At 63.5% G+C, this 24,046-nt stretch carries 24 protein-coding genes; 16 read left to right on the top strand and 8 right to left on the bottom strand.

The window, feature by feature from the left end:
* The first annotated feature begins 4 nt into the window (after positions 1-4).
* The 10 genes from XH87_RS19425 (at position 5) to XH87_RS19380 (ending at position 9,595) form a co-directional block, all read left to right on the top strand.
* Entirely contained in the window at positions 5-1,660 is a 1,656-nt protein-coding gene (locus XH87_RS19425; RefSeq protein WP_271588495.1) for a nitrite/sulfite reductase, read from the top strand.
* Positions 1,647-2,162 (top strand): DUF934 domain-containing protein, encoded by a 516-nt coding sequence (locus XH87_RS19420; RefSeq protein WP_158669147.1) that lies wholly within the window; start codon positions 1,647-1,649, stop codon positions 2,160-2,162. Before XH87_RS19425 ends, XH87_RS19420 begins: the two co-directional genes overlap by 14 nt.
* Positions 2,159-2,896, top strand: coding sequence for a phosphoadenylyl-sulfate reductase (locus tag XH87_RS19415; RefSeq protein ID WP_271588494.1), 738 nt, complete (start codon positions 2,159-2,161; stop codon positions 2,894-2,896). Before XH87_RS19420 ends, XH87_RS19415 begins: the two co-directional genes overlap by 4 nt.
* A 112-nt stretch (positions 2,897-3,008) precedes the next feature.
* On the top strand, positions 3,009-4,022 hold the full coding sequence (locus tag XH87_RS19410) for a sulfate ABC transporter substrate-binding protein (RefSeq protein ID WP_271588493.1): 1,014 nt from the start codon (positions 3,009-3,011) through the stop codon (positions 4,020-4,022).
* 37 nt (positions 4,023-4,059) lie between these two features.
* Positions 4,060-4,896 (top strand): sulfate ABC transporter permease subunit CysT, encoded by an 837-nt coding sequence (gene cysT / locus XH87_RS19405; RefSeq protein ID WP_271588492.1) that lies wholly within the window; start codon positions 4,060-4,062, stop codon positions 4,894-4,896.
* 9 nt (positions 4,897-4,905) lie between these two features.
* Positions 4,906-5,817, top strand: a complete 912-nt coding sequence (gene cysW / locus XH87_RS19400) for a sulfate ABC transporter permease subunit CysW (protein ID WP_271588491.1) — start codon at positions 4,906-4,908, stop codon at positions 5,815-5,817.
* On the top strand, positions 5,807-6,841 hold the full coding sequence (locus XH87_RS19395; RefSeq protein WP_271588490.1) for a sulfate/molybdate ABC transporter ATP-binding protein: 1,035 nt from the start codon (positions 5,807-5,809) through the stop codon (positions 6,839-6,841). The genes cysW and XH87_RS19395 overlap by 11 nt, the downstream gene beginning before the upstream one ends.
* A 206-nt stretch (positions 6,842-7,047) precedes the next feature.
* Entirely contained in the window at positions 7,048-7,551 is a 504-nt protein-coding gene (locus tag XH87_RS19390; protein ID WP_158668362.1) for a CAP domain-containing protein, read from the top strand.
* 78 nt (positions 7,552-7,629) lie between these two features.
* Entirely contained in the window at positions 7,630-8,805 is a 1,176-nt protein-coding gene (locus XH87_RS19385) for a DUF3734 domain-containing protein (RefSeq protein WP_158668361.1), read from the top strand.
* Position 8,806: 1 nt separating this feature from the next.
* Complete coding sequence (locus XH87_RS19380) at positions 8,807-9,595, top strand: 3-hydroxybutyrate dehydrogenase (RefSeq protein WP_271588489.1); 789 nt, start codon at positions 8,807-8,809, stop codon at positions 9,593-9,595.
* A 152-nt stretch (positions 9,596-9,747) separates the two neighbouring features.
* Here the strand turns inward: XH87_RS19380 and XH87_RS19375 are convergent, their stop codons facing one another.
* The 3 genes from XH87_RS19375 to XH87_RS19365 all read right to left on the bottom strand — a co-directional run bounded on the left by XH87_RS19375 (position 9,748) and on the right by XH87_RS19365 (position 13,185).
* Positions 9,748-10,572, bottom strand: a complete 825-nt coding sequence (locus tag XH87_RS19375) for a sulfite exporter TauE/SafE family protein (protein ID WP_271588488.1) — start codon at positions 10,570-10,572, stop codon at positions 9,748-9,750.
* A gap of 190 nt (positions 10,573-10,762) precedes the next feature.
* Entirely contained in the window at positions 10,763-12,130 is a 1,368-nt protein-coding gene (locus XH87_RS19370; protein WP_271588703.1) for a flippase, read from the bottom strand.
* Positions 12,131-12,345: 215 nt separating this feature from the next.
* On the bottom strand, positions 12,346-13,185 hold the full coding sequence (locus XH87_RS19365) for a protein-disulfide reductase DsbD domain-containing protein (protein WP_271588487.1): 840 nt from the start codon (positions 13,183-13,185) through the stop codon (positions 12,346-12,348).
* 141 nt (positions 13,186-13,326) lie between these two features.
* On the opposite strand from XH87_RS19365, the gene XH87_RS19360 reads away from it, so the two are divergent.
* From XH87_RS19360 to XH87_RS36820, 3 genes are all read left to right on the top strand, one after another.
* Positions 13,327-13,971 carry a YqgE/AlgH family protein gene (locus tag XH87_RS19360; protein WP_271588486.1) on the top strand — a complete coding sequence of 215 codons (645 nt, stop codon included), beginning with the start codon at positions 13,327-13,329 and terminating at the stop codon, positions 13,969-13,971.
* A gap of 175 nt (positions 13,972-14,146) precedes the next feature.
* Positions 14,147-14,950, top strand: a complete 804-nt coding sequence (locus tag XH87_RS19355; protein ID WP_271588485.1) for an HD domain-containing protein — start codon at positions 14,147-14,149, stop codon at positions 14,948-14,950.
* 9 nt (positions 14,951-14,959) lie between these two features.
* Positions 14,960-15,340 (top strand): 5'-methylthioadenosine/S-adenosylhomocysteine nucleosidase family protein, encoded by a 381-nt coding sequence (locus XH87_RS36820; protein ID WP_442868286.1) that lies wholly within the window; start codon positions 14,960-14,962, stop codon positions 15,338-15,340.
* Here the strand turns inward: XH87_RS36820 and XH87_RS19350 are convergent.
* The 3 genes from XH87_RS19350 to XH87_RS19340 all read right to left on the bottom strand — a co-directional run bounded on the left by XH87_RS19350 (position 15,333) and on the right by XH87_RS19340 (position 18,204).
* The gene (locus XH87_RS19350; protein WP_271588484.1) at positions 15,333-16,277 is read right to left on the bottom strand and encodes a winged helix-turn-helix domain-containing protein; all 945 of its coding nucleotides are present in this window, start codon (positions 16,275-16,277) and stop codon (positions 15,333-15,335) included. The two genes, XH87_RS36820 and XH87_RS19350, sit on opposite strands and share 8 nt — an antisense overlap.
* 161 nt (positions 16,278-16,438) lie before the next feature.
* Positions 16,439-17,326: a TauD/TfdA dioxygenase family protein gene (locus XH87_RS19345; protein WP_158668353.1), complete on the bottom strand. Its 888-nt coding sequence runs from the start codon at positions 17,324-17,326 to the stop codon at positions 16,439-16,441.
* Between the two features lie 98 nt (positions 17,327-17,424).
* On the bottom strand, positions 17,425-18,204 hold the full coding sequence (locus XH87_RS19340) for an SDR family NAD(P)-dependent oxidoreductase (RefSeq protein WP_271588483.1): 780 nt from the start codon (positions 18,202-18,204) through the stop codon (positions 17,425-17,427).
* Between the two features lie 97 nt (positions 18,205-18,301).
* On the opposite strand from XH87_RS19340, the gene XH87_RS19335 reads away from it, so the two are divergent.
* Both XH87_RS19335 and XH87_RS19330 read left to right on the top strand, forming a co-directional pair.
* Positions 18,302-19,039, top strand: coding sequence for an SDR family NAD(P)-dependent oxidoreductase (locus XH87_RS19335; RefSeq protein ID WP_035708512.1), 738 nt, complete (start codon positions 18,302-18,304; stop codon positions 19,037-19,039).
* Between the two features lie 60 nt (positions 19,040-19,099).
* Positions 19,100-19,468, top strand: a complete 369-nt coding sequence (locus XH87_RS19330; protein ID WP_035708510.1) for a CsbD family protein — start codon at positions 19,100-19,102, stop codon at positions 19,466-19,468.
* 82 nt (positions 19,469-19,550) lie between these two features.
* Here the strand turns inward: XH87_RS19330 and XH87_RS19325 are convergent, their stop codons facing one another.
* Both XH87_RS19325 and XH87_RS19320 read right to left on the bottom strand, forming a co-directional pair.
* Positions 19,551-21,263, bottom strand: coding sequence for an SGNH/GDSL hydrolase family protein (locus XH87_RS19325; protein ID WP_271588482.1), 1,713 nt, complete (start codon positions 21,261-21,263; stop codon positions 19,551-19,553).
* 170 nt (positions 21,264-21,433) lie between these two features.
* Positions 21,434-22,789, bottom strand: coding sequence for a lytic murein transglycosylase (locus XH87_RS19320; protein WP_271588481.1), 1,356 nt, complete (start codon positions 22,787-22,789; stop codon positions 21,434-21,436).
* A 246-nt stretch (positions 22,790-23,035) separates the two neighbouring features.
* On the opposite strand from XH87_RS19320, the gene XH87_RS19315 reads away from it, so the two are divergent.
* Entirely contained in the window at positions 23,036-23,914 is an 879-nt protein-coding gene (locus XH87_RS19315) for a UTP--glucose-1-phosphate uridylyltransferase (RefSeq protein WP_035708522.1), read from the top strand.
* The last annotated feature ends 132 nt before the right edge of the window (positions 23,915-24,046 follow it).

Below are 24,046 nucleotides of genomic sequence, written 5' to 3'. Positions count from 1 at the left end.
TCCTATGTATGCTTACGACGAAATCGACCGCACGCTCGTCAACGAGCGCGTTTCGGAATTCCGCGACCAGGTGCAGCGCCGCCTCTCCGGCGAGCTCACCGAGGACGAATTCAAGATGCTGCGTCTGCAGAACGGCGTCTATCTGCAACTGCATGCCTACATGTTTCGCGTCGCGATCCCCTACGGAACGCTGGCGACGAACCAGTTGCGGGCACTCGCTCATGTCGCGCGCAAATACGACCGCGGCTACGGCCATTTCACCACGCGGCAGAACATCCAGTTCAACTGGATCAAGCTGTCGGACCTGCCGGACGCGCTGGCCGATCTCGCCGAGGTCGGCATCCACGCGATGCAGACCTCCGGCAACAACATGCGCAACGTCACCTCGGACCAGTGGGCCGGCGTCGCGCCGGGCGAGATCGAGGACCCCCGCATCTGGTCGGAGCTGATCCGCCAGCACACCACGCTGCATCCGGAATTCTCGTTCCTGCCGCGCAAGTTCAAGATCGCGATCACCGCCTCGGACCATGATCGCGCCGCGATCAAGGTCCACGACATCGGTCTGCGCCTCGTCAAGAACGAGAAGGGCGAGACCGGCTTCGAGGTGCTGGTTGGCGGCGGTCTCGGCCGCACGCCGTTCATCGCCAAGACCATCAAGCATTTCGTGCACGGCCGCGACATCCTCAGCTACATCGAGGCCATCCTGCGCGTCTACAACCAGTATGGCCGCCGCGACAACATCTACAAGGCGCGGATCAAGATCCTGGTGCACGAGCTCGGCATCGAGAAGTTCTCGCGCGAGGTCGAGGAGGAGTGGCAGCATATCCGCAACTCCTCGCTCCAGATTGACGACGAGGTCATCGAGGACATTCGCGCGCGCTTCACTTATCCCGTCTACGAGAAACTGCCGTACATGCCGGACGAGCTGCGTCAAGCCGCGGCCGATCCCGATTTCGAGGCGTGGCGCAAGAATTCGGTGGCCCCGCACAAGGTCCAGGGCTATTCCATCGTCACGATCTCGCTGAAGCCGACCGGCGGGCCTCCAGGCGATGCCACCGCGGAGCAGATGGACGCGCTCGCCGATCTCGCCGACAGATATTCCTTCGGCGAAATCCGCGTCGGCCATGAGCAGAACCTGGCGCTGCCGCACGTCGCCAAGCGCGACCTGCCGGCGCTGTGGAAGGCGCTCGACAAGCTCGGGCTGGCGACGCCCAACGTCAATCTGATCACCGACATCATCGCCTGCCCCGGGCTCGATTATTGCTCGCTGGCGAATGCGCGCTCGATCCCGATCGCGCAGGAATTGACGCGGCGCTTCGCCAATCACGAGCTCGCCAATCTCATTGGCCGGCTCCACATCAACATCTCCGGCTGCATCAATGCCTGTGGCCATCACCATGTCGGCCATATCGGCATCCTCGGCGTCGAGAAGAACGGCGAGGAGGTCTATCAGATCACCATCGGCGGCCGTGCCGACGAGAATGCCGCGCTCGGCACCCTGATCGGGCCGGGCGTCAAGTTCGACGAGGTCGCCGACGTCGTCGAGGACATCGTGGAAGCCTATCTGGCGCTGCGCGAGCGGCCCGAAGAGCTGTTCATGGACACGGTGAAGCGCCTCGGCGTCGAACCCTTCAAGGAGCGCGTCTATGCCACTCGTTAAGGGCGGAAAGATCACGGGCGACAGCTTCGTCAAGCTCGCCGTCGACACGCCGCAGCCCGAGGGCGGCGACATCCTGGTGCCGGCCGAGCGTTTCCTTGGCGACGCCGAGGGCTTGCTCGAGGGCGCCGGCAAGGTCGGCGTCATCTGGCCGAACAATCGCGACATTGCCGAGCTCGTACCGTATCTCGACAGGATCGCCGCCGTCGCGCTGGTGTTCCCGACGTTCCGGGACGGACGCGCCTATAGCCAGGCGCGGCTGCTGCGAGAACGTTACAATTACCGTGGCGAGTTGCGCGCGACCGGCCAGGTGCTGCGGGACCAGTTCGTGTTCATGCTGCGCGCCGGCTTCGATGCCTTCGAGGTCAAGAAGCAGGCGGACGCAGAAGCCTTCATGCAGACCGCGAAGCGCTATTCGGTGTTCTACCAGCCGACCGGCGACGGCCGGATCACGGCGCTGCACCGGCGCATGCAGCTGCGCCACTCGGAGGGTGTCGGCACGTGAACGCGATCACGCCTCAGGTCTCGTCCGCCTCCGCGTTGCCCCCCGCGTTGCCCCCGGCCGAGGAACTCGATCGCGCGTTGCGCGATGCCTCGCCTGCGGAGATCATCGCGGCGGCGCTGAGGACGGTCGGGCGCGACAAGCTCGCGCTGGTGTCGTCCTTCGGCACGGAATCGGCCACACTCTTGAAGGTCATGGCGGACGTCGATCCGGCAATTCCGGTGATCTTTCTCGATACGGGGTGGTTGTTCGAGGAGACGCTGGCCTATCGCGATGAGCTGGTTGCGACGCTGGGCCTGAAGGACGTCCGGTCGATCAAGCCCGCCGAGGAGGCCCTCTCGCGCGAGGATCCCGATCGCGACCTCTGGTTCTCCGATCCCGACGCCTGCTGCCGCATCCGCAAGGTCGAGCCGCTGGCGCGTGCGCTCAAGCCGTTCTCAGCCTGGATCAACGGCCGCAAGCGCTTCCAGGGCAGTGCGCGCGCCGACATCCCCGTCGTCGAGGACGATGGCGCGCGGTTGAAGTTCAATCCCTTCGCCAACGTCTCGCGCGAGGAGATCGAGGCGATCTTCACCCGCGCCAGACTGCCGCGGCACCCGCTGGCTGCGTCAGGATTCCTGTCGGTTGGCTGCATGCCTTGCACGAGCAGAACGACCGAGGGCGAGGATGCGCGCGCCGGCCGATGGCGTGGCCGGACGAAGACGGAATGCGGCATTCACACGATGAAGATTTCGTAGCACAGTCCGGCTGTCGCGCTGCGAACAAGAAAATCGGGTTCCGTTGACTTGAGAGCGTTTCGCCGCGAGTTTCGCCTGCATGCCTTCGCTGACACCGATGTCGGCGAAGTGAATGGAGATGGACATGATGCGCCGTATCGTTCCGCTCGCTGCAGGACTGCTCGCAACGGGATTCTTGGCAAGCTCGACTCTCGCCGCCGACATTAACCTGTTGAACGTGTCGTACGACCCGACACGTGAGCTCTACGTCGAGTTCAATAGGGCGTTCGCGAACGCCTATCGGAAGGAAACCGGCAAGAGCGTCGAGATCAAGCAGTCGCATGGCGGCAGCGGGTCGCAAGCGCGCGCGGTGATCGACGGCCTGCAGGCCGACGTGGTGACGCTCGCGCTCGCCTATGACATCGACGCGATCGCCGGCAGGGGCCTTACTGCTGCCGACTGGCAGAAGCGGTTGCCGCAGAATTCGTCGCCCTACACGTCGACCATCGTGTTCCTGGTACGCAAGGGCAATCCGAAGGGCGTCAAGGACTGGGACGATTTGATCAAGCCGGGTGTCGCCGTGATCACGCCGAACCCAAAGACATCGGGTGGCGCGCGCTGGAACTATCTTGCAGCCTGGGGCTTCGCGCAGAAGAAATACGGATCGGTCGACAAGGCCAGGGATTTCATCGGCAAGCTGTATCAGCAGGTCCCGGTGCTCGATACCGGCGCGCGTGGCGCGACCGTGACCTTCGTCGAGCGCGGCGTGGGCGACGTGCTGCTCGCCTGGGAGAACGAGGCGTTCCTTGCCCTGAAGGAGTTCGGCGCGAACAAGTTCGAGATCGTGGCGCCGCCACAATCGATCCTCGCCGAACCGCCGGTCGCCATCGTCGACAAGGTTGCCGACAGGAAGGGCACCCGCAACGCCGCGGATGCCTATCTGCAATATTGGTACACCAAGGAAGGGCAGGAGATCGCCGCGCGCAACTTCTACCGTCCGCGCGATGCCGACATCGCCAAGAAGTATGAAAATGCCTTCGCCAAGGTCGAGCTGTTCACGATCGACGGCGTTTTCGGCGGCTGGACCAAGGCCCAGAGGGAACATTTTGCCGACGGCGGCGTCTTTGATCAGATCTACAAGAACTGATCGGGCGCTGTCCTAAGGGGTTTTTGCAGGGGGCCTCGTGAGCGCAGTTGCAGCACGACGCCGGACATTGCCGGGCTTCGGTCTCACCATGGGGCTGACGCTGACCTGGCTGTCCGTGATCATCCTGATCCCGCTCGCCGGCCTGTTCCTGAAATCGCTCGAGCTCAGCCCCGAGCAGTTCTGGAACATCCTTTCCAGCCGCCGCACCCTGAACGCGCTCCGCGTTTCCTTCGGCCTCGCCTTTGCGGCGGCCTGCGTCAATCTCGTCATGGGCAGCATCATCGTCTGGGCGCTGGTGCGCTACCGCTTCCCGGGCCGGCGGCTGTTCGACGCCATCGTCGACGTGCCTTTCGCGCTGCCGACCGCGGTTGCCGGCGTTGCGCTGACCGCGTTGTTCGCCGAGAAGGGCTGGCTGGGCGCGCCGCTCGCCGCGCTCGGCATCAAGGTGGCGTTCACGCCGCTCGGCATCTTCGTCGCCATGATCTTCATCGGTATTCCCTTCGTGGTGCGCACGGTGCAGCCCGTGCTCCAGGATCTCGATCCCGGGATCGAGGAAGCCGCGGGCAGCCTTGGTGCCAGCCGCTGGCAGACCATCATCCGCGTGATCCTGCCTTCGCTCGCACCGGCGCTGCTCACCGGCCTCGCGCTCGCCTTCGCCCGCGCGGTCGGCGAATACGGCTCGGTGATCTTCATCGCCGGCAACCTGCCGAACGTGTCCGAGATCGCGCCGCTGCTGATCGTGATCCGGCTCTCCGAATTCCGCTACGCCGACGCGACCGCGATCGCGGTCGTCATGCTCGTCGTCTCCTTCGTCATCATCTTGGCCGTCAACCGGCTTCAGCGCTGGGCGCAGAGCAGAATTCCGGCGCGCTGAGGGCGGACCATGACGATGCAGATCGCCCATTCAGGCCCGGTCACCTCGTCCGACGAGAAGGCCCGTGCACGTGAAGCCCTCGCGCGGAACAATCTTCGCACCGAGCCGAAGGCAGTGCGCATTGTTGTCATCGCGATCGCGGTCGCGTTTCTCACCATCTTCGTCGTGTTGCCGCTGGTGGTGGTGTTCGCACATGCGTTCTCGAAAGGAATCGCCGCCTATCTCGCTGCGCTGGCCGAGCCCGAGGCGCTGGCAGCGATCAGGCTGACGTTGCTGGTCGCCGCGATATCAGTGGGCCTCAACCTGGTGTTCGGCCTTGTCGCCGCCTGGGCGATTGCAAAATTCGATTTCCCGGGCAAGACGTTCCTGATCACGCTGATCGACCTGCCATTCTCGGTGAGTCCAGTGATCTCGGGCCTCGTCTTCGTGCTGCTATTTGGCGCGCAGGGCTATCTCGGCGGCTGGCTGCGCGATCATGACATCCAGATCCTGTTCGCGGTGCCCGGCATCGCGCTTGCCACCACCTTCGTAACCTTTCCGTTCGTGGCGCGCGCGCTGATCCCCCTGATGCAGGAGCAGGGCACGCAGGAGGAGGAGGCCGCGATCTCGCTCGGCGCCTCGGGCCTGCAGACGTTCTTCCGCGTCACGCTGCCGAACATCAAATGGGGCGTGCTCTACGGCGTCCTGCTCTGCAACGCGCGCGCGATGGGCGAGTTCGGTGCGGTCTCCGTCGTCTCCGGCCATATCCGCGGCGAGACCAACACGATGCCGCTCCTCGTCGAGATTCTCTACGACGAGTACCAGTTCGTCGCCGCCTTTGCGATCGCCTCGCTGCTGGCGATGCTGGCGCTGATCACGCTGATCGCCAAGACCGTTCTCGAACGCCATCTGGACGAAGGACAGGATCCAAGTGACCATTGAAGTCAGGAATCTCGTCAAGACGTTCGGCAGCTTCAAAGCCCTCGACGGTGTCGATCTCAAGGTCGACAGCGGCGAGTTGGTCGCGCTGCTCGGTCCGTCCGGCTCCGGCAAGACCACGCTGCTGCGGATCGTCGCCGGGCTCGACTGGCCCGATTCCGGCGAGGTCTTCATCAATGGCGAGGACGCGCTGGCGCAGGGCGCACGGGAACGGCATGTCGGCTTCGTGTTCCAGCACTACGCGCTGTTCCGCCACATGACGGTGTTCGAAAACGTCGCCTTCGGCCTGCGCGTGCAGCCACGCGCGGTCCGGAAGGACGAAGCCGCAATCCGTGCGCGCGTCAAGGAGCTGCTCGATCTCGTGCAGCTCGACTGGCTCGCCGACCGCTATCCGGGCCAGCTCTCCGGCGGCCAGCGCCAGCGGATCGCGCTCGCCCGCGCGCTCGCGATCGAGCCGCGCATCCTGCTGCTCGACGAGCCGTTCGGCGCGCTCGATGCCAAGGTGCGGAAAGAGCTGCGCAAATGGCTGCGCGCGCTGCATCGCGAGATCAGCGTGACCTCGATCTTCGTCACCCATGACCAGGAGGAGGCGCTCGAGGTCGCCAACCGTGTCGTGGTGATGGACAAGGGCAGGATCGAGCAGATCGGCTCGCCCGATGACGTCTACGACAATCCGGCCACTGCCTTCGTGCACGGTTTCATCGGCGAATCCATTGTGCTGCCGGTCGAGGTCGCCAATGGTACGGTCCGGCTCGGTGACCGGCCGCTGGATCTCGCCGCCGGCGAGCTTGCGCCTGGCGCGTCAAGGCTGTTCGTGCGGCGACATGACATGCTGGTTGGCCCGCCCGGCAGCGGCGCCTTCGAGGGCGCGATCCGGCATGTCCGCAATTTCGGCCCCGTACAGCGCGCCGAGGTCGCGCTCTCGGGCGGCCAGACTATCGAGATCGACGCCCCCCGCGACAGGGAACTGCGCGCCGGCGACACCATCGGCCTTGAGCCTCGCCGCTACCGGATATTTGCGGGCTAGCACAGGCTAGCACAGTCATTCCGGGGCGATGCGGAGCATCGAACCCGGAATCCCGGGATTGTGGCGCGAGATTCTCAGGTGCGCGATTGCGCACCGTAGTTCGCGCTGACGCGCGCCCCGGAATGACGGCTCAGATTTTCCTCAATATTCACCTTTCAGCCACGGTTGGTATGCAACAACGGCCCCTCATTTGGGGGCCTCGATTCATGCGCGCTGCGGCCGCGATTCTCGTCACTTTGCTGCTCGCCGGCTGTGCCGGCAACGAAGCACCGGTCCAGCAGCCATCCATGTACACCGACATGGCGGTCCCGGGCTCCAAGCTCGATGCGCAGGCGGCGGCGGTGATGATCTCGCAATACCGCCAGAACAACGGGCTCGGCACCGTCATGATCGATCCCGACTTGATGCGGCTCGCCGAGTCCCAGTCGGGCGCGATGGCGGCGGCCAACAAGATGGACCACGACGTCCGCGCGCCGCTGGCCAAGCGTCTGGCCGCCGGCGGTTATCCCGCGACCGTGGCGGTCGAGAACATCTCGGCCGGCTATCATACGCTGGCGGAAGCGTTTTCCGGCTGGCGCGACTCGCCTCCTCACCGCGCCAACATGCTCAAGGGCGGTGTCACAAAATTGGGCATCGCGGCGAGCTATGCTCCCGGCACCAAATACAAGGTGTTCTGGACCATGATCCTGGCCTCGACGGAGCCCCGATAAGCCAGACTTGATCCCGGGATGCATTGACGCCGCGGCGGAGTGTCGCCACGGTGGCGCGCCATTTGCTATTGTTCTCCCATGACCGATCATAGCCCGGAATCCGCCAGCGTCCCCGCGAATGCGCAACGCGTCCTGGTCCTCCAGGGCGGCGGCGCGCTCGGCTCCTACCAGGCCGGCGCCTTTCAGGCGCTGTGCGGCTATGGCTTCGAGCCGGAATGGGTGGCCGGCATCTCGATCGGCGCGGTCAACGCCGCCATTATCGCCGGCAATGAGGGGCAGACGCGCGTCAAGCGGCTGAAGGAGTTCTGGGAGATGGTGTCCGCGCCGGTGCCGTGGAAGCCGGTCGGCAAGAGCGACCACAGCCGCGAGCTGTTCAATTCGACCAGCGCTGCGCTGATTGCGACCTTCGGCGTGCCCGGCTTCTTCACGCCGCGCATTCCGCCGGCGCCGCTCTGGCCGCCCGGGCATCCCGAAGCGGAAAGCTATTACGACACTTCGCCGCTCAAGAAGACGCTGGAGCGTCTCGTCGATTTCGACCGCATCAACGATCTGAGGACGCGCCTGTCCGTCGGCGCGGTCGGCGTCACTTCGGGCAACTTCAAATATTTCGACAATTACGAGTTCAAGAAGCTCGGCAAGACGATCGGCCCCGAGCACATCATGGCCTCCGGCGCGCTGCCGCCCGGCTTTCCCTCCGTGATGATCGACGGCGAGCACTATTGGGACGGCGGCATCGCCTCCAACACCCCGCTCGACTACGTGCTCGATGCCGAGGTCGAACGCGACATGCTGATCTTCCAGGTCGATTTGTTTTCCGCGCGCGGCGACCTGCCGAATTCGCTGCTTGAGGCCGCCGAGCGCGAGAAGGACATCCGCTATTCCAGCCGCACGCGGATGAACACCGACAAGAACAAGCAGCTGCACAACGCCCGCAGGGCCGTGCGCGACCTGATCGGCAAATTGCCGGACTATCTGAGGAACGATCCTTCCGTCGAATTCCTGGCAAAGGTGTCGCGCGAAAGCACCGTCACCGTGGTGCATCTGATCTACCGCAGCAAGAACTACGAATCCTCGTCCAAGGACTACGACTTCTCGCACGTCGCCATGGTCGAGCATTGGGAAGCCGGCGTGCGCGACGTGCATCTGTCGATGCGCCACAAGGACTGGCTCGAGCGGCCGCAGTCCGGCGAGACCATGGTGACCTACGATCTCACGGGGGACGTCACCGCGCCCCCGGCAAAAAGGAGCGAATAGAATGGGTAGTCTGTCAGGAAAGAACGCCGTCGTGACCGGGTCGACCAGCGGCATCGGGCTCGCCTATGCGCGCGCCTTCGCCGGCGCCGGTGCCAATGTCGTCATCAACGGTTTCGGCTCGCCGGAGGACATCGAGAAGGAGCGCGCCAAGATCGAGTCCGAGTTTGGCGTGAAGGCGATCTACTCGCCTGCCGACATGACCAAGCCCGCCGAGATCGCCGGGATGATCGCGCTCGGCGAGAAGACGTTCGGCTCGGTCGACATCCTGGTCAACAATGCCGGCATCCAGTTCGTGTCGCCGATCGAGGAATTCCCGCTCGAGAAGTGGGACCAGATCATCGCGATCAACCTGTCCTCGGCCTTCCATGCCATCCGCGCCGCCGTCCCCGGCATGAAGAAGAAGGGCTGGGGCCGCATCATCAACACGGCGTCCGCACATTCGCTGGTCGCCTCACCCTTCAAATCGGCCTACGTCTCGGCCAAGCACGGCATCGCCGGTCTCACCAAGACCGTGGCATTGGAAGTCGCGACCCACAAGATCACCTGCAACTGCATCAGCCCCGGCTACGTCTGGACGCCGCTCGTCGAGAAGCAGATCCCCGACACCATGAAGGCGCGCAACCTGACACGCGAGCAGGTCATCAACGATGTGCTGCTCGATGCGCAGCCGACCAAGGAGTTCGTCACCTCCGAGCAGGTCGCCGCGCTGGCCCTGTTCCTGTGCGGCGACGATGCCGCGCAAATCACCGGCACCAATCTCTCGATCGACGGCGGCTGGACTGCGGAGTAGTTCGCGTCAATTGAGCCACTCTGTCATGCCCCGGCTTGACCGGGGCATCCAGTACGCCGCGGCGTCTCGGCTTAATTGCAACCGACTCTGGAATACCGGATCGCCCGGTCAAGCCGGCCGATGACAGCGGGAGTGGAGCGGCAGCTTCTTGCTCAATGCGTCCAGGCCAGCGCCGTGACGATGGCCGACGACAAATTCAGTTCCGCGAACATGATTTTGCCGGCGACCACGAACAGCACGCTGGCAAGCACGAGGCGCAGCACTGTTTCAGGCACGCGCGTCGCGCTGAAGCTGCCGACGATGATGCCGGGCAGCGAGCCCAGCAGCAGCACACCCATCAGCGCCCAATCGACGTCACCGAGCGCCCAGTGTCCGATGCCCGCGACCAGCGTCAGCGGCACCGCATGGGCGATGTCGGAGCCGACGATGGTCGCCATCGGCAGGCGCGGGTAGAGCAGCAGCAGCACGGTGACGCCGACCGCACCGGCACCGACGGATGAAATCGACACCAGCACGCCGAGCACGATGCCGGTGACGACGGTTGCGATCCCTGTGGTTCGCTCGCTGACCTGCGCGAGGCGTTTCCGATAGCGCTCCATGATCGACTTGCGGAAGATCAGCGAGGTCGCGGTCAGCAGCAGCGCGAAGCACAGCACGAGGCTGACGAGGTTACGCTCGGACTCGCTTCGGAGATCGAGCTTCCACAGCACGAACAGCGTCAGCGCGCTCGCCGGGATGCTGCCGCAGGCAAGCCGCAGCACGGCCGGCCAGTGCACGCTGCGCGCCCAGCCATGCACCACGCTGCCGCCGGTCTTGGTCGCTGCGGCATAGAGCAGGTCGGTTCCGACCGCGGTGGAGGGATGGACGCCGAACAGCAGGATCAGCAGCGGCGTCATCAACGAGCCGCCGCCCACGCCGGTCATCCCGACAAGCAGGCCGACGCCGAATCCGGAGGCGACGTAGAGTGGATCGAACATGGTCTGGAGAATCTTAAGTTTATCTCGTCAGTTGGGCAATACGACGTAGAATAAACTTTCGCCAAGGCGCAACCGCTTGGATAGAATAAGAAAAATTGTGCTGCCGACCGAGGCTGGGCAGTCATTTTGCTTCGTTCCCGGGCCTGTCACGCAACAGGCGTTCCTCAACGGCAGCGCAGGCCGCGGCGGCCTATTTGCCGAACGCCAGCACGTGCAGTCCGAGGCGCTGCCGCACGATCCAGAACAGCAGCACCGTCTCGAAGGTCAGCGAGATCGAGGTCGCGGCCGCGGCGCCGTGGCCGCCGTAGCGCGGTACCAGCGCAAAGCAGAGCACGACGTTCATCACGAAGGCCAGCGCATAGGCCAGTGCGCAGATCTTCTGCTGGCCGAGCATGTTGAGCAGGCGCTCAACCGGGCCGATCGCGGAGCGTACCACGAGGCCGATCGCAGCAATGAACATGATGTCGTAGCCGACAGTGAACTGCGGTCCGAACAGCCATAGCAACGGCTTGCCGGCTGCGAGCAGCACGATGGTCGCCGCCAGCGACGGCCAGAACGTCCAGTTGATGGCATGCGCGACATAGGCCGACAGCCGCGCCTTGTCGCCGAGCGCATTGTATTCGGCGAAACGATGCGCCGTCGTCGCCGACATCGCGTAGTGGATGAACGAGACCAGCGCCAGTGTCTTCACCACCGCAAAATAGACGCCGACCTCGTCGGAGGAGCGGAATTGCTGCAGCACCAGCACATCGGTGTAGGAGAGCAGCAGGTAAAAACTCTCGACCAGCAGAATCGGCAATGAAACGGCGAGCCAGCCCCTGACGTCGTGGGCCTTGGGGCCCGGCTCGATGTGATCGGCGAGCTTGCGGTTCAGCACCACCATCTGCCCGGCCATCGCGATCCACACCGCGCCCAGGCTCGCGATCATCGCGGCGACCGCGCCGAGATGATAGCCGAGCAGGAAGGCAGCGGCTGTGATGCCGATGATCAGCGCCTGGCGGATGATGAATTGCGGCATCAAGCCGAGTTGCATCCAGTCATGCGAGCGCGCGATGCCGTCCTGGGTGTTGGCGACGACGAAGGCCGGCAGCGTCATGCAGCCGATATAGAGCGGCAGCACCTCGGCCGGATCGATCCAGGGCGACAGCAGTCTTACGATGCCGGCAAGCCCAAGCGAGACCACCGTGGAAACGGCAAAGGTCAGCCAGCGGCTGCCGGAGAGGAAGCCGCGCAGCAGCTCATGATCGCCCCTGGTGCGGTACTCCGGGATGATTTTCTGCGCGGAGGCGGAGATGCCGAAATCCATCATGCTGCCGAGCAGCAGCACCCAGGTCCAGACATAGACATAGATGCCGTAGTCGGACGTGCCCATCCAGCGCGCAAGCAGAACCTGCGAGACATAGGCGAGCCCCGCGCTGATCACGCGGATGATGAAGATGGTGCCTGCGAGCCGCCGCGTCAGCGACGCTTCGCTCGATCCGCCCGTCAGCTTGGCCCGCAGCCGCGCGATCAGCCCGGCCGGTCCGGTCGTTGCAGGTTGTGCATCCATCACGGCCAATTCGAACAGTCCCGAGGCATCCCGCATGCTGCGGCAGGCCGGGACTTAGCAACCATTCGTTAAGATTCGGTTGGGTGGGCGTCCGATCCCTGGTGTCGTCCCGGATCGGCGCGCGCTTAATGCGCGCTTGTCCGGGACGACGGCCGAGGGCGGAATTCCCGCAGTGCAACTCGCTCGCCATCGTCCCGACAGTCGCCATGAACGACAGCTCGGACTTACTCCAAATTCGTATTGAACTCGTACGCCTTCTCCGGCCCGACCAGCGTGAACTTCAGCGCCGCACCGTCCGGCTTGGCGCCCGGCGGCAGCCCGTCGAGTTCGAAAGAAAATCGCATCACCCCGGGCGGGCCGGGCTGCACCGGCGCCGGAATCGGCAGCGCCCAATCGGGCGTCGGCCCTTCCACGAACAGATTGACGTTGCGGCCGTCCGGGGCCACCACGTCGACCACCACATTCTTGGGCCCGTCACGCTTGACGTCACGGATGGTGAGCGGATTGGGGTCGCCGATATTGGCCGGCTTGGGGACGGTGTCGAGCGCAGCGCGCAAGTTCGCATCCTCGGTCGAGGCGACGCTGTTGAGGCCGAGCTCGGCGCTGGCCTCGACTGGAATGCAGAGCTTCTCGCACACTGCGTAATTGATCTCGGCACGCAAGGTCACCGGCTTGTCGGCCGCCTTGGCGACGATGCGCAACGGCAGCACGATCTGGTCGTGATAGCCGATCGAATGGCCGCCCGCGCCGTCGTCGAATTTCAGCGGCGCCGGCCACATGATCGTCACCGCCTCGACATTGTCCGACTTCGAAAAGTCGAACCGCGGTGGAACGCCGGAATCGCCGGGCGAGCGCCAATAGGTCTTCCATCCCGGCTCGAGCTGGAACGCGATACCGCCGAGCAGGACCGCGCCGCTGCGCGATCCCGCCAACAGCCGCACCGCGGAATGTCCGTCGCGCTGCCACGGCGAAGCGTCGTCGGCACGGGCCGCGATGGCCAACGACGACGCAAGCAGGGTTGTCGCGACGCCAATCGCCGCACGCAGGGGAACTCTTGTGAGCATGGCACGTCTTTACAGGGTCATCCCCGGCCAAACCATTGAATTGCTTGTGATGGATGCACTTGAATCAGTCACCGCAAGCCTTGATTTGACAGCCGCCCGGCCCGACATCAGGATAGGAATTGAAACCGGAGTGCTTCACCGATGGCTCCCACAGGCAAGAGGACGGGCGAAAGCACCCGCAGCTCAGGCCCCGCGCTGCCCAATCCGGCCGGTTATCTCGACGGCCGGCTCCTGATTGCGATGCCCGTGATGGGCGATTCCCGCTTCGAGCGCTCGGTGATCTATCTCTGCGCCCATTCCGCCGAGGGAGCGATGGGCATCATCGTGAACCATCCGGCCGGCAGCATCGACTTCCCCGAGCTCTTGCAGCAGCTCGGCATCATCAAGAAGGGCGAGCACATCAAGCTGCCGGAGAATGCCGAAAGCATGAAGGTGCTGCGGGGCGGCCCGGTCGACACCGGCCGCGGCTTCGTGCTGCATTCCAGCGACTTCTACATTGAGAACGCGACGCTGCGGATCGATGAGGGCGTCTGTCTCACGGCGACCGTCGACATCCTCCGCGCGATCGCCAACGGCTCCGGCCCCAAGCACGCCATTCTCGCGCTCGGCTATGCCGGCTGGGCGCCGGGCCAGCTCGAGACCGAGATCCAGAGCAACGGCTGGCTGCATTGCGACGCGGATGCGGATTTGATTTTCGGCGACGATGTCGACGACAAATACAACCGCGCTTTGCAGAAGATCGGCATCGATCCCGGCATGCTCTCGAACGAGGCCGGGCACGCGTAAAAAAATAGAGATATCAAGTAGTTAAAGTTGCTTGCTCGGATTGGCGATCTGTTAGCTCGCCGAGCAAATGGCGGTGGATTTCTCCCGTGAGTTGTACGAACGGGGCATAGACAACTGTGCCCGATCTGTGCAGAAGCTTCCCCGTATATAAGGGCTACTAGCTTCTCGATTCGCAATGACGTTCGCTAATTCATCACCATTGCTGCGAGCAGTAATCTCGCGAAAACACCTTCACGTGCAGCCATTGCCGTCTTTGGCAGACGCTGCTGTGGACGTGGAAGGATTACTCCGCGGCTTTGGTCTTCAACTTATAAGGCGCTACGCTGGACAGATTCACTGGGAACAAGAGTCTCAGGAAGCAAGCTTCGCTGATCGCGCTGAACCCGGACTAAAGCTTGAAAATGTTGCGGCCCACAGTTGGCATGTAGCGGATACGGTGCTCTTAGTTGCACCACACTTTCCTTTCCTTGATCTTGCTCGCGCGTTGAAGCTGGCACTCATTCACGACAAGCTGGAATTGATAACAGGCGATTTTGATCCAGTCGGCTCTGATGGTCGCGGCACTCACTCGCATGCCTTCCACCCAGAGAAGCGAAAGAGCAAAGTGGAAGCTGAGTTGCGCGCCCTTGATATGTATTTGGCAGGAGTACGGGAGGCTGTTCGCGATAACCAGCGGGACATCTTTCTCGATGCAATACATGGCCGAAGTGCTGAAGCGCGCTTCGTCAAGGCGATCGATAAACTTCAAGCCCTCGCATATGTCTTGGTCAAGAAGGGCGGAAACTTAACCGATTCTCATCTCGCCTTCTCTTTGCGGTTTAGTCGGATGGCGATCGATTATTTTCCGGGAATACAGAGCCACTACGCAGTGCTGTTCAATCAGTTGCTCGATAGCGTCGCGGCTTTCAGGAATCTCCCCCGCGAGAGGATTGAATCCGAAATATATGGTCAGCTTGAATTTGACTTACGCGTTCTTTGATATGGATATGTGGCATGCGCATCGCCCTTGTCGGGAAAAGCGGCTCCGGAAAATCGGAGGCGGCTGAATTTCTTCGCGAAAGTGAAGGATAGGCGCCCCTCACTCCATCCGGGCCCTCTAACTAGCGTCGACGAAGTCGTGTCAGACTCAGAATGGAGAAAAAAACTTCTTGCTGTAAACGACAAATTGCTTGGCGTGGAAATGGAGGCTGGCGGAGTTTGTGCGGCGGCCGAAAAATTCGGAGTGAAGGTGGCAATGCTTCGCGCAGTCTCCGACAATGCAGACCCGTCAAAAGCCGATGACCAGTGGCGCCCAATCGGCATGAAGGCTCTAGCTCGGCTGCTGGCAAGATTGCCTTACGAGGCGGTCCGAGCGGCCCTAGCTACCTAGTCTGCGTTGCCAATCTTCTCGGGAATAGCTCCCTAAGCAGGGCGCCTTCGATGATGTACTTCGACCACCGGTCGAATCTTTGGAGGTCGTTGAAACCGGTTGGCTGGGCATGCCACTCAAGCGAATGTAAGGAGGGCAATAGCTGATCGAACCGTTCGTCCGCAGGATATCCGAATACAACGACGGCCACGATGGTATTTCCGATGTCAATGTTATCGATGTCGACGAGGCACTTTGTGTCGGCAAGATCAAAGACCAGCGAAAGCTCTTTAATCATTTCGTAGGGCATATAGAGCTGTTCCGACAGCGTTCGTTCGGCCGCCTCTTGAATGCCGAAACTATCGGTGGCGAACAGCGTTCGATCCTCTCGTTTCACATAACCAATCAATCCAATTGAAAGCTTGCCATCTAATGGATTTTCAAGTCTCGAGGCCATCCGATGCAAAAGCAACTCGTCCCCGCGCGTAACGATCACAAACACTCTGAGGAAACAAATCTCTTTCGAGTCCTCGATCCGCGCAAGAAGACGATACGACACAGGAGCATCGCATAAATCGCGAAGGCTGATCAAATGCCCCCGGGAAGATTGGATCTGCTGAACGGTATCTCTTGCGAAGCACGTAACGTGGAATCTCTTGAGTTGGTCAGCTCGTAGGGGTGCAAGATACTCACCCTTCAAGCGGCGTCGGATGTTCGGGTCAGAGAATAGAGAGCGTAGGAAAAAACGTCCGCGCTCGGTCCGCACGAAATCGCTTCGTCCCCGATTGCGCAAAATATCGACAGCAATCCGGGCTTGCAGGGTCTTGTGTTGCGTCTTGCCATATAGGTTTCGAGGAACAATCTGGAGATCGTACGCGGCGCGAAGAATCTGGACCGCGCTGAGCGGTTGTCGCGCTTCGGATAGAACTCTGCGTGCGATCGCTAAGTAGCTGTCCATTTGGTTTCAAGCGTTCGACCTGCCGTTTAGCTCAGAAGAGCCCGGTCTATACTGGGCACCCGTCCAAGTACTATCAATATCAGAATAGTTAAGATGCCGACGGCTGAATTCTCTGGTCCGCCGCCATAATACCCGATATCCCCCGCAGATGTTGGGACCTTCTACTCCGCTGCCTGCTGCTGCACCGTCGGCTCGGTTCCTGCCACCGTCGCCCGGCGCATGTCGCGGGGCTGGGACTGGTCGTAGCGGCGGACGCGGTGCATGGTCTGGCGGTTGTCCCACATCACGAGGTCATGCAGCTTCCATTTGTGGACGTAGACGAATTCTGCTTGCGTCGCGTGCTCGTTCAGATCGCGCAGCAGCAGCCGCCCCTCGGGCACGCTCATGCTGACGATCTTGCCGGCATGCGACGAAAGATACAGCGACTTGCGGCGATGCACGGGATGGGTCCGCACCAGCCGTTGCAGCACCGGCTTGAACATCTCCTTCTCTTCGTCGGTGTATTCGGTGAAGCCGAGCGATCCCCGCGAATACATCAGCGAGTGCTCGCAGACGAGGTCCTCGATCTCCGCCTTGGTCTCGTCGTCGAGTGCATCATAAGCCGCGCGCATGTCGGCGAATTCGGTGTTGCCGCCCTTCGGGTTCACCACGCGCGCCGACAAAAGCGAGAATTTTGCCGGGATGGGACGGAACGAACTGTCGGAGTGCCACAGGCAGTTACCGAGATTGAACAGATGCGTGCGGCTGTCCTTCGCAAGCGGCTTGCCGTCCTTGCCGAGATTGGAGACGTCGTTCAGGCCGGATTGCAGCCGGTAGTCCTTCTCCTTGGTTACGGTGCCACCGCGCGCGTCCTCGCGCCGGCCGAAATTCAGCGCGAAGGCCATCTGCTGCTCGTCGGTGATATCCTGGTCGTGGAAAACCAGCACCGCATATTTGTCCATGGCGGCCTCGACCTGGCGCGCTTCATCCGGTGTGAGAGGCTTTCGCAAGTCGAGGCCGGAAACCTCGCCGACAAAATGCTTCTGAAGCTGCCGGATGGCGATCGTCATGACGTTCTCTCCCACGGGTCGCGAGCGGTTGCTCCCGCTCTGTCGTCAAAAAAGCTACTCCCGCGTCAGTCGTTGTCAACGCTTCGAGCGCATGGCTCTCACGCATTCCGCGCCATCAGTCCGCCATCGACCGGGATCACCGCGCCGGTGAGGAACGACGCCGCCGGCAGGCACAGACTCAAGGTCATGTGCGCGACCTCCTCGGGGTCGCCGTAGCGGCCGAGTGCGGTGCGGCGCTTGGCGTAGATGGTCTTGTGCTCCTCGGAGATGCGGTCGGTGATGGCGGTGCGGATCGGCCCGGGACAGATGCAGTTGACGGTGATGCCCTCGCGGCCGAGCTCCACCGCCAGCGAGCGGGTGAGGCTGGCGACGCCGCCCTTCGCTGCCGAATATGGGCTGTGCAATGCGGTCGCCCCGAGCGCCTCGGTCGAGGCGATGTTGACGATGCGCGGGCTCTTCGACTTGCGCAAATGGGGCAGCGCAGCGCGGATGACGCGCGGATGCGCCGTCAGCATCACGGCGATGCCCCTGGCCCAGGCGTCCTCATAGGCCTCATCGTCGATCGCGACACGCACGGAGATGCCGGCATTGTTGACGATGATGTCGAGCCCGCCGAAATGTGCGGCGACATCGCCGACCACGCGCTTGATCTCGCCGCTGTCGGCGACGTCGAGCTTCCACGCCCTTGCTGCGCCACCGTTCGCCGCAATCTCCCCGGTGACCGCATGCGCGCCTTGCTCGTCGAAATCCGTGACGGCCACGTTCGCGCCCTCGGCGGCGAACACGCGCGCGGTCGCGCGTCCCATGCCGCTGGCCGCGCCGGTGACGAGAACGGTCAGGCCCTTCACGGACCGGCTGAGCTCCCTAGAGTCGGACATGCTGTTTCCTCGCGGCTGCGCTTGTTCTTGTTATGATTGACAAGGCTGGCATCGATCCGCAGACAGGTCAAACAAGCAAGACAAAGGGGAGGCCGCAATGGCGAACGAGCTCGATTTCTCAGGCAGGCAGGTGCTGGTGGTCGGCGGTTCCAGCGGCATCGGCAACGGCATCGCGCAGGCTTTCCGCACGAGAGGCGCGCACGTCGCGGTTTGCGGCACGCGTGCTCGGCCTGCGGAATATTCCATCGAGGAAGGCTCCGATCTCACGGGCCTCGCCTATGCCCAGCTCGACGTCGGCAATGCCGGAGCGATCGAGGCGTTCAAGCCCTCCTTCGACAGGCTCGACGTACTCGTGCTCGCGCAGGGCGCGGTGCTCTATCGCCGCGGCGAGTTCGAGATGGCTGGCTTTCGCAAGGTGGTCGAGGTCAATCTGATGAGCCTGATGGCCTGCGCCACGCGGTTTCATTCCATGTTGCGGGATTCGAAGGGCGCGCTGATCATCGTGTCCTCGACCGCGGCCTATCATTCCACCATGGGCAATCCCGCCTACAATGCGTCGAAGACCGGTGCGGTCGGATTGACGCGGACGCTGGGCGAGGCCTGGGCCGAGGACGGCATTCGCGTCAACGGCATCGCGCCCGGGCTCGTCGACACCAAGATGACGAAGGTGACGACCGACAATCCGAAGCGACTCGAAGGCGCGCTCGCGCGCATCCCGCTGCGGCGATTGGGCACGCCGGCCGACATGGCGGGCGCGGCGCTGTTCCTGGCTTCGCCGCTGTCGTCCTACATCATCGGCCAGACGCTGGTCGTCGATGGCGGTCTCATTCTCTGATCACGTGGAACTGCACTGCTTCTGATCGGTTACTTGGGCTGACCCCCGAGGAGGACCATCATGGATACGGATCGGATTGTTGGATCGGCCAAGGAATATGCCGGACGCGCGGAAGGCGCGATCGGAGACATGGCAGGCGATGCGAAGACGCAGGCGTCAGGCAAGGCGCGGGAGGCCGCGGGCACGGTGCAGAATCTCTACGGCCAGGCCAAGGATGCGGTGCGTGACGCCACGGATACCGCCGCAAGCTATGCCAAGGACGCCTACGAGAACAGTGGCGACACTTTCCGCGACGGCTCGAAGGCAATCGCGCAGAAAGTGCAGGACAACCCGCTCGGCGCGCTGCTGGTCGCCGGCGGCATCGGTTTTGCGCTGGCGCTCCTGATGTCCCGACCCGCGCGCCGCCCGCCGCCGCGTTGGCGTTATTAATTTAGGGCCGAGCGGATACCACGTCATTCCGGGGCTCGCGCTGCGCGTGTCCCGGAATGACAGCTCAAATCAACAAGACAGATTACCGGAACATCTCCGCCGATCGCCCGACATTGGCAGGCGGGCGCGGAATCCCTGGATTGGAATTCGGATTGCGCGGCCCTGGGGCCGGCGTCCATTGCCGCGGCTGCGGAGAGCCGAAGCCGAAGAAATCCCGGACTGCGGGCGTTGCCTGGGCCGGCTGCTGCGGCGGGACCTGCGGCTTCTTCGGCGCGAGCTTCGGCGGCGCGATCACGGCGGCCGCTCCCGGCGAACGCTGCGCCGCGCCGTCGGGCGTCGTCGTGGCCATCGGCGTATCGCCCTTGGCCTGCTCGCGGCCGACTTCCCGGCGCGGCCAGGCATAATCGTCGGCGCGGCCGGCCGGAGCCGCCAGCGGTTCACCCTTCACCATGGTCTTCGCAGCGAGCGCATCGACGGCGGCGGGACGCGTGCCTGGCCCGCCCAGCAATTGATCGGTCGAAATCGAGGCTGCAACCAGCGGCACGATCGGCCCTGCCAGCGGCCGCGGCGCGGGCTTGCCCGGCTCGGCGCTGGTATCGGGGGTAGCAGGCTCGCTCGGCAGCGCGATCGGGCCGGAGCGTCCCGCAAGCAGGCGTGTGATCTCGCGCTCGACAAAGTGCGCGAGCTTGCGCGCGCCGGCCTTGGTGAAATAGACGCCGTCGGAGCTGCGGAGCTGACGAATCTGGCCTTCGAAGTCCGGGCCCTTCTGGAGGAAGCGGCCGGCTTCGTCGACAAAGCCGTCCCACACGTCGACATAGGTGATGCCGGCCTTGGCCGCGCCCTCCCGGTACAGCGAATCAAGGAACAGCGTGTCCGCGGTGCCCTTCGGTCCGCGAACTGCTGGCAGGCCAACCCAGAGCACCGGCACGCCCTTGGCCTTGAGCACGTTGGCGAGCTCTTCGATCTTCTTGCCGTAGAGCTCGACCCAGCGGTCGTCGCGGAATTCGTACAGGCCGTTCGGGTTGCGCGCGGTCTTCTCCGGCGCGGCCGCAGGCGTGTCGGCATTTTCGGCGTCGTCCTGCGGCAGCTCGGCATCGGCAGCCTTGTCGTCAGGCTTGGCGGCGGTATCGGTGCCGTGGGGTTTGGCGTCGCCGGGCTTGGCGTCACCCGGCTTTGCTTGCTGCGGCTTGGCGCGCGCACCCTTGTCGTTCTTCTTGTCCTTGTCGGAGGCCTTGTCCGACTTCTCGGCGGCGGGCTCGCGGATCGCGATGCGGTCGTTGAGGCCGAGCATGACGACGATCACGTCGGGCTTTTCGGTCTCGAGAATGCCCCTGGCGGCCGCCGCCCAGTCCGCGGGCTCACCCCTCGGCTGATACTTGATGAGGCCGGACGTGGTCTTGTGCTTGCGGATCACGCCCATGTCGGGCTGTTCGGCGTAGGCGTCTTCCAGGCCGTAGGCGAGCCAGTCGGCCATGGCGTCGCCGATCACCAAGACATTCTTCTCGGGAATCGTGTCGCGTTTCGCCGGCCCCGGTGCGCGCGAAAAATCCTGGCGCGGCGCCTGCGGCTGTTGCTGCGGGTACGGTGCGAAGAAGTCGCCGCCGAACCATCCGCCACCTCCGCCGCCGTGGCGTGGTGGTGGGGCCGCGCGCTGCGGCGGACCGCCGAAACCGGGGAAGTTGAAGAACTGCGCCGAGGCAGGTCCTGCGACCGAGACCAAAATCGCAAGCGCCGTCCCCAGCGCGATCAACGGGCCGGTCTCGGTCAGCGCCTTGAACAGGGACTTCTTCGACATGCGATCTCGGGTACGCGCAAGGGGATTGGAAGTGGCCCGATATAATAACGGAATCCGGCGCCAAACGGGCAGATTCTCTTTGCAGATTCTTCTCCCATACACCGGGGAACAGCCGCCGGCGTCAAGGCTGCCTGCCAAAATCCCGCCTCAGGGCTACTTTCGGCGCGATCTTACCGCCCGCGCAGCCGGTCCAGCACGTCCGATGAGGCAAATCCGTCGGCGGGCACCCCGATCGAGGCCTGGAAGTGGCGCAGGGCTTCCCTTGTCTGGCCGCCGAACTGGCCGTCCGGGGTGCCCTTGTAGAAGCCGCGCTGGGCCAGCAGCTGCTGCAGTTCCAGCCGCTCGGTGCGCGCCAGCTCCCGCTCCTGTCGCGGCCAGGGCTGCACGAACGGCTGCCCCCCGCGCAGGCGGTCGGCGAAATGGCCGATCGCCAGCGCATAGGCCTCGGCCGGGTTGTACTTCATGATGACGCGGTAATTCTGCAGCATCAGGAAGCCCGGTCCCTGCGCGCCGGCCGGTGCGAGCAGATAGGCTTTCTCCGCCGGATGCGGGAACGGCTGCCCCGTCGCCCGCTTCAGCCCGAGCTTCTCCCATTGCGCGATCGGCATCGCCTTGGCGCGATCGGCCAGCATGTAGTTGAATCCCTGGGGCACCACGACCTCGTAGCCCCAGGTCTGGCCCGCCTGCCAGCCGTCCTTCTTCAGATTGTTGGCGGTGGAGGCGATCAGGTCGGCGGGATTGTCGACGACGTCGCGCCGTCCGTCGCCGTCAGCATCGACGGCAAAGCGCTTGAACGCGGTCGGCATGAACTGGGTCGGGCCGAAGGCGCCGGCCCAGGAGCCGCGCAGTTGTTCAGGCCTGAGATCGCCGCGGTTGAGAATCTCCAGCGCGGAGAGGAACTCGTCCTTGAAATAGGCCTGGCGGCGGCCGATGCAGGCGAGCGTCGCGGTCGATTGCAACACGCTGCGGTCGCCCATCTGCGTCGAATAGTTGGACTCGATACCCCAGATCGAGGCGATGATATAGCGGTCGACGCCGGTGGCCCTTTCGGTGGCGTCGAACTGCGCCTTGTACTTGGCGAGGATCTCGCGACCCCTGGCGAGGCGGTTGTCGTTCACCAGGATGTCGAGATAGTCCCAGATCGACTTGGTGAACTCCGGCTGCGAGTCCATGAGGTCCATGATGCGCAGGTCGGGTGAGAGCCCCGCTGTGAAGCGCTGGAAATTCTCCTGCGTGATGTTGCGCCGTGCGGCATCGGGCCACATCGCGGCGACGCAATTGTTGAAGTTGCCGGCGGCCTCGCGGATCGCGGCGGCCGTCATCAACGGATGGCCGGAGGCGCCGTCCTCGCCGCTCCAAGGCAATGCTCCCGTCGGTGTGCCGCCGGGGCCGGGCGTTGCTTGCGAAGGCGCGGGATTGGGTCCGGAGAAGATGCCGCCGAACAGGTTGGACAGGCCGTTCTGCGCCTGAGCGCGGGCGCAGGCCGGCAGCAGCAAAGCGGCGGCAACCATCGCTGCGCCGGTCATAAATCCCGCCCGTTTTGCCAGCCCTGCCATCGTTTGCATCATGTCCCACCCGTCGGCCTGAAAAAATCCGCCACAGGAGGCCCGGTTAGCGTTGCCAATAGCTTAACAAAGGTGAAATTTTGGTGGCGGCCTTTTTCTTAACTCCGTCCGGGCGAGGCCCCACATCCGCCTTTGTTGGCGGCTGCAAACAGGCTAGCAAGATGCCATTGCTCCCGTCCCATGTGCCCCAGGTATTCGATCGATCACATGAAAATTCGCAAAGCTGTATTCCCCGTCGCCGGCCTCGGCACCCGCGTCCTGCCCGCCACCAAGGCGATGCCGAAGGAAATGCTGACCATCGTCGACAAGCCGCTGATCCAGTACGTCTACGACGAGGCGAGGGAAGCCGGCATCGAGCATTTCATCTTCGTCACCGGCCGTAACAAGAGTGTCATCGAGGATCATTTCGACCGCATGTTCGAGCTCGATACGACGCTGGCCGCGCGCGGCAAGAAGGCCGAGCAGGACATCCTGGCGCAGAACCAGCCGGAAGCCGGCGCCGTCAGCTTCACCCGCCAGCAGGCGCCGCTCGGCCTCGGCCACGCCGTCTGGTGTGCGCGCGACATCGTCGGCAACGAGCCGTTCGCCGTGGTGCTGCCGGACGAACTCGTGCTCAATACGCCCGGCTGCCTGAAGCAGATGATCGAGACGGCATCCTCGCTTGGGGAGAAATCCAATCTGATCGCGGTCGAGGCGGTGCCCGATCACCTGACCCATCAATACGGCATCTGCGGCGTCGGCAAGCGCAATGGCAAGATGTTCGAGGTCGACGGCATGGTTGAAAAGCCGGCCAAGGGTACGGCGCCCTCGAACCTCTCGATCACCGGCCGCTACATCCTCCAGCCCGAGATCTTCAAGATTTTGGAGACCCAGGAGCGCGGCGCGGGCGGCGAGATCCAGCTCACCGATGCCATGATCGGGCTTGCCAAGACGCAGAAATTCTACGGCGTCGAGTTCGAGGGCGAGCGCCACGATTGCGGCTCCAAGCCCGGCTTCCTGCGCGCCAACATCGCCTACGGCATGAAGCGTCCGGAATTGCGCGATGGGCTGATCGCGGAGATGAAGAAGTATCTGGGGCAGCAGTAGCTACAAACTCCGCTGTCGTCCCTGCGAATGCAGCGACCCATACCGCGTGATCCATCGATCGTGTTCGGTAGCAGTACCGAGCGACACGTCTTCGCCAAACCACTAGGTGGTTATGGGTCCTTGCGTTCGCAG

It is taken from the genome of Bradyrhizobium sp. CCBAU 53415 (assembly GCF_028128735.1).
Lineage (GTDB): Bacteria > Pseudomonadota > Alphaproteobacteria > Rhizobiales > Xanthobacteraceae > Bradyrhizobium.
The sequence above is the reverse complement of the archived record's forward strand: the minus strand, read 5'-3'. Positions and strand labels throughout refer to the sequence as shown.